Origin of the sequence: Mobiluncus curtisii subsp. curtisii ATCC 35241 (genome assembly GCF_000146285.1) — a bacterium.
Lineage (GTDB): Bacteria > Actinomycetota > Actinomycetes > Actinomycetales > Actinomycetaceae > Mobiluncus > Mobiluncus curtisii.
Genome location: NZ_GL385912.1, coordinates 1,706,613 through 1,721,280 on the forward strand (window position 1 = coordinate 1,706,613; position 14,668 = coordinate 1,721,280).

Below are 14,668 nucleotides of genomic sequence, written 5' to 3' on the forward strand. Positions count from 1 at the left end.
CTCAGTAAGCATAAGCAACTGCGGCGGCACCCGCCCTCGTGGAGCCTCATACCAGGGTATTAACCCGTCGATTCGTCCTCAGACCAGGGCACCACTTTGCCGAGCTGAGTATCCATATTGTCTGAGGGTCGTTTTATTCCGAAACAATCATCATAACACGCAAAAAGATCTATTTTCCTGTAGATTTCCTCAAAATATCAGGGGAAATTGCCGGGAAGGCTAAAAGCCCAGGTAAATACCCGATGTATGGTGTGAATAGAGAAATAGCGCGTCCTGACGGTATGGATGAAGAATAAAGGCTTGAAAGCCGCTACGGAATCAGGGTGGGGACAATGATAAACCGGGTAATAGTGCAAAAAGCTCTGGCGATAATCGCCACTTTCGCCTTGCTGATAGGTACAGTACAGCTAGTTTCCATGATGGTGCGACCCACACCGGCCGATGCATCTACAAACACCCAGAACATTCCGCCGGACTACGGTCCCCTCGGCGACGCCGAAAATGATCCCTGGACCACGAACTTCCCACGCCCCGACAATGTCGAACATGCCCCCGAATTGACTAATAACCGCGTTGCTTTGGTGTTTAACTTCGAGCCGAGCTACGCCTGGGAAACCATGGGCGGAGCCTATTTCAGTTACAAAGACGGCAAACCCTACCGCAACTTTGATCAGTCCAATCAAATCATTCAGATGCTCAGCCACCTGCGGGGCGCTCCGGTCTCGGTCGGGGTCTACACTTTCCACCGGGCTCGTTCTGCTAACGGGGTATCCCCCAATAACACCCCGAACTTGAAAGCGACTTCCCTGGAGAACAAAGACGGTTTTGACAAGGTCGTCGCCAAGTTGCGTACCTTGGACGCCACCGATGGGGAAGGCTATCGGATGAAGGCTGAGGACGGCTCGAACTTCGAGTGGGGACTAAAGCAAATCCGCAACGATATGGATGCCTATGCGCAGGAATATCAAGCCAAGCACGGAACTGCGCCCTCCCAGCCCCTGTATAACAACATCATCGTGTTCACCACCGGACTGGGATATTGCTACGGCAATCCCAGCAATGAGAAATGCCGACCGGTGTTGGACAGGTTAAATGCCGAAAACGCCGCGTACGATGAAGCCAAAGCGATTGCCGACAAGGGCGCCCACGTGAACTTTTTAGCTATGGGACCGTCCTATTACAATGATGGCCGACGGAAAGACTTCCTCACCAAATTAGCTGGGAAAGCCGGCGGCAATATCACCGTCATCAAACATAATCTGAACGGCTACGGAACTAAAACCTCGAATACCCTGCTGAACTACGACTGGTATCACTTCCAGGACCCCCGGAATATGGACTCTGACTGGTACAACAAACCGACCAATAAGAAAGATGCTGCCCAGCGGGAAGCAATCCGAAAAGCCTGTAACCAATTTGACCCCTCTACCGGTCCGGAACCGACGGGCAATCCGTACGACTTAGCTGAACAACGCTGCAATCACGTGCGGGATGGAAAGTTTGCTGAAACCGTCGAGGACTACCTGTTTAGAGACAAAGGTCTGGAGATTACTGCGGATGCGGTGGATGAAAACTTGGTGTTCCAACACCCCATTGCGAACACCGACTTTGAAATCATCGGTGGCAGGAAACTGTCTACCGGCACGGACGGCATCGTTGAAAAACCCACCAGGGGTGAGCGCAGCCTGCAAATTGTGCCTCGACCAAATCAGGAAAAGTACGCCCTGACCCGCCTCCGGCTGCCGAATGACAAATACTCCCCGGAAAAACTGCCCCGAGAGGCTAACGCCCGGTGCGTAGGTTTCTCCAGCCGCAAAGATCCGTTTACTTTTGCCCCGGCAGATGCCACGGGTACAAATACCCGCGGCGGGATTTCCCTCGCGCAAGCCGACTTCGATAAGTACACCTATATTAAATGTGGGTTCTATCACCGCCTCCTGCAAGAATCCGTGCTGCGTAAATCCGTGAAAGTCAGCAATGAGCAAATCCGCTTTGACGTGCTGAAATCCAAGTTTAAAGTGGCGTGGAGTTGTAAGGATCCCTACACTGTTACAGACCCCCAGCAGCCCTTTGTAAAAGATTCCAGAGAATTGGTGTTGGCAAAACAAAATACCAGCGGTCCCGACGTCACCCTGAACACTGAATATACCTTCCCCGATATACCCATCGGCACTAAGGGTCGGGATGACGTGCACCGTCTGCCGGTTGGCGCCACGTGCCAGGTGGACAGCTCCGTGAAGTATCCGCATCGCTGTTACGGCAGGGATCAGTCCGCTAGTTGCCCCGAGCCGTGGAAAAAAGCCGACTGGGACAACCTGATGACCGTCCAGGATACCCTGGATCACTCGCAATACTTTGAGGTCAAAGAAACCAAACCTGTTGCCCCAGCCGCCAACGGCTACGACTACAGCTTTACCGCCTCCGGGGAGCATTTGACCAAGCCGGAGTTCGCGGCTCCTACCGAGAAATCCATCTTGGAGTCACTAACCACTTTCACCTCGAAGAAAGCCTCGGTGAAGTTAAAGGTCGAGCTCACCAACAAAAGTAACGATCCCGCATTTTCGAGCCTAACTAAGCCAGGGAAAGTGCCGGTTTACTACAACTGCCGCTATATGGGTGACCCGACTCGCCCGCCGGAGATTCCCGAATCCGGCGCTGCCGCGATGCCCGGTTATGTGGAACTCGGCGCGGTAGATGTGCCTACCAACGGTACTGATTACTACGAGCTGGGGATTAAACGTGACCCCACTACCCATGAGCCGATATTGGATAAAGCCGGTCACACCATTCCGACCTGGCCGGTCGGCACCCACTGCCTGTTCACTTCCCTGCCCCCGAAAGGCGCACCCGGAACCGCAACAACCCACCCGTGGAGCGTAGAGGGCTTTAACATCATCGACAGCTACTCCTCCAACGTGTGCGCCAGTGATTGGAAGGATAAGGGCACTGCGGAGAAAAAGTGTACCAATAACTATTTCTGGGTTCATTCCGGGGGACAGAAATCCATTACGCTCCAGCAGGACCTAGTACGGAAGAATGCGCAGATAACCTTCACCAAGACCGTGAGCGGGGACGCAGAATTGGTGGGGCGTGAACAAACATTTAAGGAAAACCTCAGCTGTACGCATAATGGCGCGAACATCCACACCGGTACCGCGAGCTTTATCGCACAAGCGGACGTGCCCGTCACGGTCACGGTTCCGGCAGCTGCCAAATGTAGCGTTACCGAAGAGAATTTGACCGGTGTGCCGAATGCCATCACCGTCACTAAACCGGGGCAAAAGACTTTCGGTCCGATTACGGATACAACCACTCCGGTTCCGGTTACGACCGATACCAAATTCACGTATAAAACTGTCAAGAAACAGATACAGCACGTTTCCAGCTTTGATACCACTGTCTCTGACCAGGACCTGCAAGATGCTTTGCAGAGTCTGACCAAGAAGGTTACTGCTACCTGCACGAAGCCGGGAGTCGCAAAGCCTGAGGTTATTGAAACGAGTATTAACGGTGACGGCACGGTCGATTTGGGAACCCTTCCCATAGGCACGACCTGTACCTATGCCACGGAGATACCGGGATTACCAGATTTGACGAAAGCGACCGGCGCAAACGGAGCCCCACGCTATCCTGACGCCAATCGGGTCATCGCCTCTACCACGGTGGAATCCCCTAACGTGACTTTGGATGGGGCTCCCGCAAAAATTACCACCACTTATAAGCTGCAAACTGCTGGCAATATCACCTTGCACACCGAATCCGGGGACACCCTGCCCTACGCCTCCCTCAAGTCCGGACTGCCCGACTATTACGACTACACCATTAGTTGTAAGGGTCAAAGTCAAAACAAAACGGTCAGATTGGACCGGGTTAATGGGGAAACGGTTCTGACCGGGAACACGCAGATTCCCGCGGACACCGAGTGTACCCTGACCCAGGTCACGAACGATGACCCGAGACTGACCCGGATTACCAAAATGACCCCCTCTAACGGCTACACCGTCAAGCATACGTCGAGCGATACTGGCAATCCCGTACTCACGTTTACTTCCCCCACTGCGAACGGTAGCTTGAGTATCAACATTGTCAACGACTATGCGGTGGCATATACACAGCTGACGCTCTCGACCACCACGGACGTGAAAACTTCTGCCGATACCGACTCAGCAGCCAACATTAACGTACCTGCGAAGTGGAAGAAAGCCCTGTTCATCCACAAAACGGATACCGGAGCCACCACGGGCGACTACAAGGCTCGTGCCAAACTGGTGTGTACCAGCGGGTCGGACAAATACACCATCGCCGGCGACTTTACGGTGAATGAGGACGGCTGGCGACTGCCCAACCCGCTGACAGTGCCGGTGGGCTGGAGCTGCCAGATTGACCTCAAACAGCCACGGTTTAAGATTCCCGGCGCTGACCTGGTGGGTGCTGACGGCAAGGCACTCAACGCCGATGCCCCCTCGGGAGCCAACTTTACGTGGAACGCCGTGGGCGGTTCCGGAACAGATGCCACCCAGAGCGGTTTAACCGGCAAGGTGGTCACCCGAGCTGGAAGTGCTGCTGATGCCAACAGCCTGACACTGCATATCCCCTACCGGATGCAGCTGGGTTCGTTTAACCTTAAGAAAAAGGTCGGCGGCGAAGGCACGTCGATGATTCCGGGAAATCACCAGTTCAAGGTCGATTATTCCTGCACGCTAAACGGGGTAAAGATTCCGATACCCGCTGCCCGCACTATCAAGGGTAAGCAGGACGTTACTGCCACGTTAGGCAACGACCTCAACGACCGACTCGCGGATTTGGCAGACCAGCAGAGCATCAAGATGGGACGGTTCGAGCAAGGTGAATGGCACCCGATTGACGCCCTGCCCGCCGGTGCCGTCTGCGCGGTATCCGAAGATTCGACCGTAGCCGAGCGTCCGCACTCCAAGTGGGACAACTATTGGGAGCTGAATGAGGGGTTCCGTTCCCGCGAACCGATTGTGTCCAACTGCGAAACGAAAGGCACTGACCTGTGCAGCTACCAGACTGCCACTTCGAAAGCCATCGCCCTGGTGAAACTGCCACGCGACGCTGGAACCAAGAAAAACGAATTCTGGTCGGATAAAGACAATCCCGCCGGTTCCACCAACCCGATCGTGCCCAAGATACTGCCGGAAAACTTTGCGGGCACGATGGTGCCGTGGAACAACTACACGTTTGAAAAGACCCGCGTAAAGGTAAATCTAAAGATAGACGGTAACGGGAAACGCCTGGGCGAGGGCAAAGCAGTCTCCTTGCGTTTGTACTGCAAACCACCCACCCTGGTGGCGAACGGAGTCACGATTCCAAACGCCGGTAACGCTGCCGCTATCTATAACACCACGCTGAAACTAACCCCCAGTAAGGCTGACCCCTACACGGCTACCGCCGTGTCGGACGTGTTCGTGCCGGTGGACTATAACTGTGTGCTGGCAGAAATCCGACCGGAGTCCTATGACGCTACGGTGGACTACCAGCTGCACCGAGTGAGTTCGGATACCTCCACCAGTTTGACCGATGATATTCCCGCTGATGCCACCGACCCCCTGGCGACCCTGAAAGATCATTTAGCGACCCTATTTGGGGACATTGATGTCAACGGTGGTACCGCAGACGGCGTAACATACGCGGCGGATGAAAACCTGGTGCCGGCACAAAACGAAGGCATTCTCAAGGGCTTCCGGGTACATCCCGACTACGTTTCGGCACAGGGAGGCGAGCAAAAGTACACGGTTTTCGACCTCACCAACACCTACATCCGTCCCGAAGCAAACCTGAGGGTCACTGCCCTGGTGGACACGACGACGCCAAGCACCACGTACCAAGAAAACGTCGGTTCGAAGCTCACCATTGCGGGATACCAGGTCAACTACACCTGCACCGATGCTTACCTGCGGAATCCGGCTCAGCCGCCCGCCACCGAGGACACCCCGGTGACATACACCGGCACCGTGAACGTGGACAGTTCCGGTCACGCTGTTCAGGTCCAGCGGAATGCTGAGACAGAGGGGATTCTGCCTGCCACGGCTACCTGCGCTTTCACGCTGAAAAACGCCGACACTACCGACCCGATAGCCAACTACCCGACTTTACGTCACCGGCTGGGCGCAGACTGGCGCGAAGACACTGTGACCAGTGACCCGACACCCAGCACGAAGAAAGTCTCGGCGGAACAATTCCAGTCCGAATACATGGACGATAAATACCCCTGCCCAACTGAAACTGACCCGGATCAGCAATGCTCGACCCAGAAATCTGATTTGACCCAGTATCAGCACGCGAAAGGCGTGACCCTCGATCCGACGGGCAAGAATCAGACCACCATCACTTTTACGAACACCTACCTGGTGCAAAAGGCCGATATTGGGGTCGTGGCGTATCCGCAAGGCGACCGCGCTGAGCTGCTGCTGGCAAAGGACACGACAAAGTACCCCTATACCTACCGCTGTACCTATCCGACGCTGCCGGTCACGTATCCAGAAACGGGAAGTCTGCAGTATGAATACACCAGCGCCTCCCCCGTCGCGGTAGGCGACGCCAAGGCTGCCCAGTTGGCTCGCGCAATCGTGCCAGTAGACACCAAATGCACCATTGTCCCCCAACCGCCCTCGGCAGATTTGAGCAGCCTGACAAATAAGGGTCTGACACACCTGACCTCGCTGATGACACCGCCACGGGAACAGCTGCTAGACCCTGCCACCGGAACGCCCCGCACCGCACCGAAGTTTAGTGACGTGCTCACCGCCGAAGGCAACGTGGAATGGTCGGCAGCTAACCGCGCGGAGGTACCCTCGGCGGGTTTCCCGATGAATGCTGGCGACGACCCGCGCGTGGTGCTGCACACGATTTATCGAGACAAGGCAAAAGTCCAGGTCCGCAAGGTGGATAAGGATTTCCAGACAGCAATCGATACCGGGGCTAAGTTCAAGATTTACCCCGTCGACACGAACGGTCAGCCAGATTTAAATCAAGGCATCGAGGTAAGCGCGCAAACGGACGTGAACGGCAACACAATACCCGGCGTATTCACGGTCACGCTGGCACCCGGCGGGTATGCGCTGGAGGAAACCAAGTCCGGGATGGGCGAAATGCTGCCGACCTATTGGAATTTCACGGTCAGTCCTCAGAATCACCTCGATAGCAACCGGAAATTCGACCCGTACACCGACTTTGGTCAGGACCTCGAGGTCAAATTGGCAGGCTATGTCTCCCACACCGGGATGGTAGCCGTGCGGACCCCCGCAAACGATACCCAGCCGTGGTCTATTGATGTGGCGGAGGTTTCCTCCGGATATTTGCCCAAGACCGGTGGGGCACGTCTCTGGATTGAGCTGACGGGACTGCTGATTCTGGCAGGTGGGCTCGCCCTGACTTACCGACGCAAGACTTTACTCAAAGAAAACCATTAATAAACACAGGAAGATGAGGTTAGTTAATATGAAATCCATAGGAATACCCATTTGGCGTCGCACTGTGGCGATTTTTGCCACCGGAGCGGTCGCCCTGCTGGGGGCTGCGGGAATGCTCAACGCGCCGGTCGCCTCCGCCGCAGCGATTAACGGTAACGCTACCGGCTCAATCACGGTGCACGCTCTGACTATGCCCACCGGCGGTCGGACGGCAACCCCCACTGGTATGGAAACGACTCCGTTACCGGCAGGTGCAACGGCAATCGAAAACGCCACCTTTAAACTCGAGAAATCCAACATTGACATCACCACCAATGCTGGATATTCGAGTGCCCTCGGATTGACAGCAAAAAATTTCGGCGCCCTGGATCCGACCTTCGCGGCACAAACCGGCAAGACTACAACAGACGGTACCCATAAATTCCAGGGTCTAAAGCCGGGCGTGTATCGACTCACGCAGACTGCTGCCCCGGAGGGGAAAACCCTGATGGCTCCGGCGGTCGTGTTTGTCCCCATGACGGATCCAGCCAACACCGCCAACTGGGTGTATGACATCCATGTCTATCCCAAGAATGGGGATGCCAGCAAGATTAAAAAGACGGACATTACTCCGGCAGGTACTCCTATCACGGTCGGTTCCACAATGACTTGGCAAATGGACGTGCCGATTCCAGATATCGACACCAACGACACCTTCGCGACGTTTAAGGTGCAGGATTTGCCGACCAATATGAAAGCTACAATCGTCTCCTCCGTTACCATCGACCCCGAACACGCGAATACCGGTTTGACTGCTGGCAATGCCAATGACTACACCGTGGCTACTGACTCACCGACCGCTAACCAGCTGGAGGTCACCTTTACTCCCAATGGTCTAACTAAAATTAACGCTGCCAAGGGCAAAACCATGCGTTTGATTGTCAAAACCGAAGTGTTGAACTCGGTCAATACTACCGACGGGGTCACCAACGCCGCGAAGGCTATCTACACCACGGCGAACGGCGGCGGCGGCGAAACGACTATTGTGTCCGATCCGGATAACCCTGCCAAGACCACTTTCGGCAAGCTAAAGATTTTGAACGAAAACGCTACCGGCACCAAACTTTCCGGAGCGAAGTTTAAAATCTACCAGTGCGCGGGCGACCCGTTGGGCACCAAAACGACAGGGAACGCGCTGACCATCGGCTCCAACAGTGAGTTCGAGATTACCGATGCCGCTAACGGTGTGATCGTCGGTCCGCTGGGCGCCACTGAGGGAGAGCTCTGCCTGGTCCAGACCAAGGCACCGGACGGTTATCAGCAGCTGGCGGGTCCGCAAAAGTTCGAATTCACTAAGACGAAGATTACCGGCGCTACTGACAAAACCGTAACGGTGACGGTGAAGAACACCTCCACCAGCTCCATTACCGGTTTGCTGCCGAATACCGGTGGCAAGGGCATCATCCTGTTCGTCATCGTCGGTTTGGTGCTGTTGGGTGGAGCTGCCGTCTATATGCGTCGCCAGCGCTCCTAAGCGCGCTCACCCGCAGTACCGGGATTGAACTCAACTAGCCGAAAGGAGGGGTAAACGTGAGTGGAAAGAACACTGTAGTGTTGGCGCCACGCTCGGTCGCGAACGCGCCGAAACATATCAACGTCGTCCACTCACGCCCCCGCCTGTGGATTCCTGTGCTGTTGACCATCATCGGGATAGGGGTACTGCTCTACCCGGTGGTGGCAACAAACTTCAACAATTACGTGCAGCACCGCCACACCCTGACCTACAGCGAACAAATCGAACAGAGCCGACCCGAGGTACTGGACGAAATGCTCGCGAAAGCCGAGGAATACAACCGAAGCATCCCCGGCACCCCCGTGCTGGACCCGTGGATGGCGCGCGTGTCCAAGAACAACTATCCCTATCAGGGGTATCTGCACCAGCTGGACCTGCTGCCCGAGATGGGACGCCTGATTATCCCCAAAGCGCGGGTCGACCTGCCGATTTATCACGGCTCCGAAGTGGAGACTCTGGAGCGCGGGATTGGTCACCTCTACGGTTCGTCCCTGCCGGTGGGTGGGAATGACACCCACGCCGTGTTGACCGGACACACCGGACTGCCCACCGCGACCCTGCTGGACCACCTGGTAGACGTGGAAAAAGGCGATTTGATGTTCCTGGACGTGATGGGACGCAAGATGGCTTACCGGGTTTACGACATCCGCGTGGTGAAACCCGACGAAATAAAGACCCTCAAAGTCCAGGGCGGACGCGACCTGCTGACGGTCTTGACCTGCACCCCTTATGGAATCAACTCCCACCGCCTGCTGGTCACCGGGGAACGCACCACCCTGCCCCCCGAGGACTTCCCCGCGGTGCAGGCTCCGCTACAGACCTTGTCTTGGTGGATGTGGGTGCTGGTCGCTATCGCCACCGCGGCAGGAGTGCTGGCAATAGTGTGGGTGTGGGGGCAACTACGTCGGCGACGAAACGAAAACTTTAAAGGTGACGCACCGCGTGAAACCGAAAAAACCAGGGAGATGAAGTCATGGAAACGAAACTGAAAATGCGCCTGACCGCGCTGGGGGCAGGATTTGCGCTGGCTCTCAGCCTGGGTGCCGTGCCCGCCCTGGCCAGCAACGAAGAGGACCACATTCATGCCGTCACCGGCACCACCACCGGGTTGAACGTAAACGCCATTGCTGGCTCCCAGACCGGCACTATTGAAGTGCATCTGACCCGCAAGAACCCCAATGATGACCCGAAAAACCCGACCGTACCCAACGGGTCCACCGCAAACTACACGGTAAAGATTTCGAAAGTAAAAGACGTCGCCACCACCGGGACAGGCGTGGATTACCGCAAGTTGGCACAGCTGACTGTCACCCAAGCGCGCAAAAAAGGCTTGGAAAGCCCCCAAACCGGCACCACGAACTACGCCGGTGCGGTGGAGTTTAAGAACTTAGCACTGGGCGTGTACCTCATCGAGTCCACCCCACCAAACACACCTAACACGAACTTCCTGAAGTTCTGCCCCTCCCTGGTGACTCTACCCTACGGCGACACGTCGTCTGGCAGCCCCAAATGGAGTTACGGACTGGGACTGGTGCCAAAACCGGTAGCGACCGCAGCGCCTCAGCCCGGAGGCGGCACTGGCGGTGGCGGAGGTACGCCTGGATTCGCTCCCACGCCCAGCCAGAGCGCCACCCCCAGTCAGAGCCCGAAACCCAGCGTTAGCCCGGTTCCCTCCCCCAGCAATACCCCGCTGCCAAAGCTGCCGAAAGGGGTCGACCCGAACCGAGTCACCGACCCTTATGACATCCCCGGCTGGATTTACGACCCAAAGACGAACACCTACATTCCCAACCCGGACGACCCGCGGGTGGCTGGCACTTGGGAAGAATGGGGTCTGACCCCGCTCAGTCAGTCGCTGCCCGGCAAAGTCGCCGGTGCGCTGGCAAAGACTGGGGTGCAGATAGCCGGAGCCATGACGCTCAGCGCCGGGCTGATTGTGGTGGGGCTGGTGCTGATGCGCCGGCGCTCTAACTCAAGCGAGCCTGCAGATTCTGATCCAGGACGTTCATGAATTCGTCGCTGGTCAACCACGGGGTATCTCCGCCGACCAGCAGCGCCAAGTCCTTGGTCATCTGACCGCCCTCGACAGTTTTTACGATGACGTCCTCGAGGGTCTCGGCGAACTCAATGACCGCCGGGGTGTTATCGAGCTTGCCGCGATGCGCCAGCCCGCGCGTCCAGGCATAGATGGAAGCAATCGGATTCGTAGAGGTCTGTTCCCCCCGCTGCCAAGCCCGATAGTGGCGCGTCACCGTGCCGTGCGCTGCCTCTGCCTCAACGGTGCGCCCATCCGGGGTCATCAGCACGGAAGTCATCAACCCTAGTGAGCCGAAGCCCTGCGCCACCGTGTCGGATTGGACGTCGCCGTCATAGTTCTTGCAAGCCCACAGGTAGCCGCCGTGCCACTTGAGGGAACTGGCGACCATGTCATCAATCAAACGATGCTCATAGAGCAACCCGGCAGCTTCAAACTTGGCTTTAAATTCGGATTCATAGACTTCGGCGAAAATGTCTTTGAACGCCCCGTCGTAGGCTTTCAAAATTGTGTTCTTGGTAGAGAGGTACACCGGGTATTTCCGCGCCAGGGCATAGTTAAAGCAGGCATGGGCGAAATCGCGGATAGAGTCGTTAAAGTTGTACATGCCCATGGCGACACCGCCCGCCTCGGGCATGTGAATAATCTCGTGCTCGATGGGTTTGCTACCGTCGTCAGGCACCCAGCTCAACATAATCTTGCCAGCACCGGGAACCTTAAAGTCCGTCGCCTTGTACTGGTCACCAAACGCGTGCCGCGCCACCACAATCGGCTTGTCCCAACCCTTGACCAAACGCGGCACGTTTTGCATGATGATTGGCTCCCGGAAGATGACCCCGCCCAGAATGTTGCGGATAGTGCCGTTGGGGGACTTCCACATTTTCTTTAGCCCGAACTCCTCTACGCGGGCTTCATCAGGGGTGATGGTCGCGCATTTCACCCCCACCCCGTACTTCTTAATGGCGTTGGCGGAATCAATCGTGACTTGATCCTCAGTCCGGTCGCGATTTTCGATACCCAAGTCGTAGTACTTCAGGTCTACATCCAGGTAAGGCAAGATGAGTTTTTCGCGAATTTGTTGCCAAATAATGCGGGTCATCTCATCGCCGTCGAGTTCGACCACCGAATTTTCCACTTTGATTTTCGCCATTTTTGCTCCTTGTAGAGGTCAATTTTCCGGGCTTAGCGCCACCACCGAAATTTTACTCGATATCGAGATAAATTTCCAGGAAATTGCCCCCCTAGGGTGGGAGCACCGGGTTCGAGCCGGCAGTCTTACTTCACCAGTTTGTCGGCGTAAAGTTCCTCGATTTCGGCAGCAAAAGCCTCGGCGACCTGCTTGCGCTTGACTTTCATCGACGGGGTCAGCAGACCGTTTTCGACGGTAAAGGCGGTCGGCAAGACCTTGAACTTACGGATGGACTCGGCGCGAGACACCCGGGCATTGACCCGTTCCACCGCTCGTGAAATTGCCTGCAACACCTGGGGATTCTTGGAAGCAGTCAGCGGGTCCATCGTAGGCATACCGTGGTTCTTTAGCCAGGTCGGCAACATATCCGCATCCAGAGTAATCAGGGCAGACACGAACGGCATTCCCTCGCCTACCACCACCACTTCGTTAATCAAAGCATACTGGCGCAGCGGGTCTTCCAACACGCAAGGCGCCACGTTCTTTCCCCCGGCGGTGACGATAATGTCCTTGGCGCGCCCGGTAATCCGGACGAAGCCATCCTGGTCGATAGTCGCCAAGTCACCGGTCTTAAACCAGCCGTTTTCAAAAGCTGCCTCGGTTTGTTCGGGATTGTTATGGTAGCGATGGAAAATCGCGGGACTCTTTGCCAGCAGCTCTCCGGTGGGAGAAATTTTCAAGTCAGTAGCTGCAACGGCAGGACCGACCGTGCCAATGCGGTTGGTCCTGAGGTTGTTAAAGCACAGGGGCGCGCAGGTCTCGGTTAAGCCGTAGCCTTCCAGCACCGGCATTCCAATACCGCGAAAGAAATGCCCCAATTCTTCGCTCAACGGCGCTCCGCCACAAATCACAAACTTGAGGTTCGGACCAAACAGAGACAAAATTCGGCGGTAAACCAGTTGGCAATAGACCAGACGTTTCGCCCGCAGCCGCCGGTTGGGTCCTTCGGGGGTGTCCAAAGCGCGCGAATACGCCTCGGCGACTTTCACCGACCGAGAGAACAAAATCCGTGAAATCCGGTGCGCTCGGGCTTGAACCTGAGCCGTGTTGTAAATCTTTTCCAGTACCCGTGGCACCACCATTGCATAAGACGGTGCGAATTCTTGCAGGTCCGTAATCAGGTTGCGGATATTGGGAGCATGACCCAGGGTGCCCGCGCCCCAAAGCTGGAGGAACTGCAGATACTGAGCCAAAACGTGCGCCAAAGGCAAGAACACCAGCAGCCGAGAGGACGGATACCCTGCGACTTCCGGCATCCACCTCATGCCGTTCGCCAGCAACTCAATCCAGTTCCCGTGCGTCAGCTCCACACCTTTGGGTTTCCCGGCAGTCCCGGACGTATAAATAATCGTGGCAACATCGTCGATAGTCACCGCGCGGGAACGCTCGTCAACCTGAAAATCGGGAACGTCCATCCCGGCTTTCTTAATCCTGACCACCGCGGAATCTTCCAGGCACAACACGTGTTTCAGGCTGCGACCGCAATCCCGTTTCGAGCTGACCAGCTCACGCATTGCGTTCGTTTCGCACACCACCAATGCCGGGTCAGCGTCCTCCAGAATCCACGCGATTTGTTCCGCGGAATCCGTCTCATAAATGGGAACCACCACCAGTCCGGCGCAAAATCCCGCGTATTCCAACAGCATCCAGTCATACGAGGTGTGCCCCATGATAGAGAACCGATCTCCGGGTTGTAACCCCATCCCAATCAAGCCACGCGCGACCGAGTGAACGTCTTCGTTAAACTCCACTGCCGTCATCGAACGCCACCCGCCGAGCTCGGTCTTTCGATCCAGCAGTTTCGCGTTGGGCAGGCGACGCACCCGGTCTGCCAGTGTCCAAGGCAAAGTTTGATGCTGTTCAGCGGTAAACAATCGGGGGCAATGCCAGAATCGCTCCCCGTCTATTTCCACCCATCCAGGCTTATCCATCGGGTTCTGTGCATGGGTGGAAATCTCGTCTCGATTGTTACGTTTTTCATCAGCCATAGGGTTAGCTTACCAACTTTCTGAAATATCCTGCCATTGAGTCATCGCAGTTCACCCTGGTAATACCAGCATCACCAAGGTAATTCCTGTTGCCGCCGCGACCAACACCGTCACATCAAAGATGGTCCCGCGCGCCCGAGTCCACGCGTGGCGGTTGGTCAGGCGAAACACTGCCAGTGCCAACAAAACCACCACTAAGCCCCAAACTGCCGCTTGCCACCATCCGACCACGGAACACACCAACAGAGCCACTACCGCTGCCCCCAACAGCAGCACCTGAACCCGGCTGGGGGCATCAAACGGATGCGGAGCCGAGTCGGGCACCAAAGTGGGCTGATCAGGCGTCACGGAGTCCAACGCCTGCCAGTCCGGCGCGGCAGGTTCGGGAGCTTGCGGGTTTGGGGTGTTCAAAAGGTTCCCTTGACGTTTTCTGAAGTCGGTTACGGTTTCGGAGTCACGGCGGGACCAGAA

At 56.2% G+C, this 14,668-nt stretch carries 7 protein-coding genes; 4 read left to right on the forward strand and 3 right to left on the reverse strand.

Annotated features, from left to right (window positions below; all coding sequences use genetic code 11):
• The first annotated feature begins 332 nt into the window (after window positions 1-332).
• The 4 genes from HMPREF0574_RS07420 to HMPREF0574_RS07435 are packed head-to-tail and all read left to right on the forward strand — an operon-like array spanning window position 333 to window position 10,996.
• Window positions 333-7,433, forward strand: coding sequence for a DUF5979 domain-containing protein (locus HMPREF0574_RS07420; protein ID WP_004008111.1), 7,101 nt, complete (start codon window positions 333-335; stop codon window positions 7,431-7,433).
• Between the two features lie 13 nt (window positions 7,434-7,446).
• Entirely contained in the window at window positions 7,447-8,946 is a 1,500-nt protein-coding gene (locus HMPREF0574_RS07425; RefSeq protein ID WP_004008112.1) for a SpaH/EbpB family LPXTG-anchored major pilin, read from the forward strand.
• A 56-nt stretch (window positions 8,947-9,002) separates the two neighbouring features.
• Window positions 9,003-9,974: a class C sortase gene (locus HMPREF0574_RS07430; RefSeq protein WP_004008113.1), complete on the forward strand. Its 972-nt coding sequence runs from the start codon at window positions 9,003-9,005 to the stop codon at window positions 9,972-9,974.
• Window positions 9,959-10,996, forward strand: coding sequence for an isopeptide-forming domain-containing protein (locus HMPREF0574_RS07435; RefSeq protein ID WP_004008114.1), 1,038 nt, complete (start codon window positions 9,959-9,961; stop codon window positions 10,994-10,996). The genes HMPREF0574_RS07430 and HMPREF0574_RS07435 overlap by 16 nt, the downstream gene beginning before the upstream one ends.
• Here the strand turns inward: HMPREF0574_RS07435 and HMPREF0574_RS07440 are convergent.
• The 3 genes from HMPREF0574_RS07440 to HMPREF0574_RS07450 form a co-directional block, all read right to left on the reverse strand.
• Window positions 10,953-12,170: an NADP-dependent isocitrate dehydrogenase gene (locus HMPREF0574_RS07440; RefSeq protein WP_004008115.1), complete on the reverse strand. Its 1,218-nt coding sequence runs from the start codon at window positions 12,168-12,170 to the stop codon at window positions 10,953-10,955. The genes HMPREF0574_RS07435 and HMPREF0574_RS07440 overlap by 44 nt on opposite strands.
• Window positions 12,171-12,295: 125 nt before the next feature.
• Window positions 12,296-14,197, reverse strand: coding sequence for an AMP-dependent synthetase/ligase (locus HMPREF0574_RS07445; protein ID WP_004008116.1), 1,902 nt, complete (start codon window positions 14,195-14,197; stop codon window positions 12,296-12,298).
• Between the two features lie 51 nt (window positions 14,198-14,248).
• Window positions 14,249-14,608, reverse strand: coding sequence for a hypothetical protein (locus tag HMPREF0574_RS07450; protein WP_004008117.1), 360 nt, complete (start codon window positions 14,606-14,608; stop codon window positions 14,249-14,251).
• Window positions 14,609-14,668: the final 60 nt, after the last annotated feature.

Bases quoted from the DNA above. Each gene is read 5' to 3' on its own strand.
- HMPREF0574_RS07420 (WP_004008111.1), top strand. From the start codon at position 333: ATGATAAACCGGGTAATAGTGCAAAAAGCTCTGGCGATAATCGCCACT.
- HMPREF0574_RS07425 (WP_004008112.1), top strand. From the start codon at position 7,447: ATGAGGTTAGTTAATATGAAATCCATAGGAATACCCATTTGGCGTCGC.
- HMPREF0574_RS07435 (WP_004008114.1), top strand. From the start codon at position 9,959: ATGGAAACGAAACTGAAAATGCGCCTGACCGCGCTGGGGGCAGGATTT.
- HMPREF0574_RS07440 (WP_004008115.1), bottom strand. From the start codon at position 12,170: ATGGCGAAAATCAAAGTGGAAAATTCGGTGGTCGAACTCGACGGCGAT.
- HMPREF0574_RS07445 (WP_004008116.1), bottom strand. From the start codon at position 14,197: ATGGCTGATGAAAAACGTAACAATCGAGACGAGATTTCCACCCATGCA.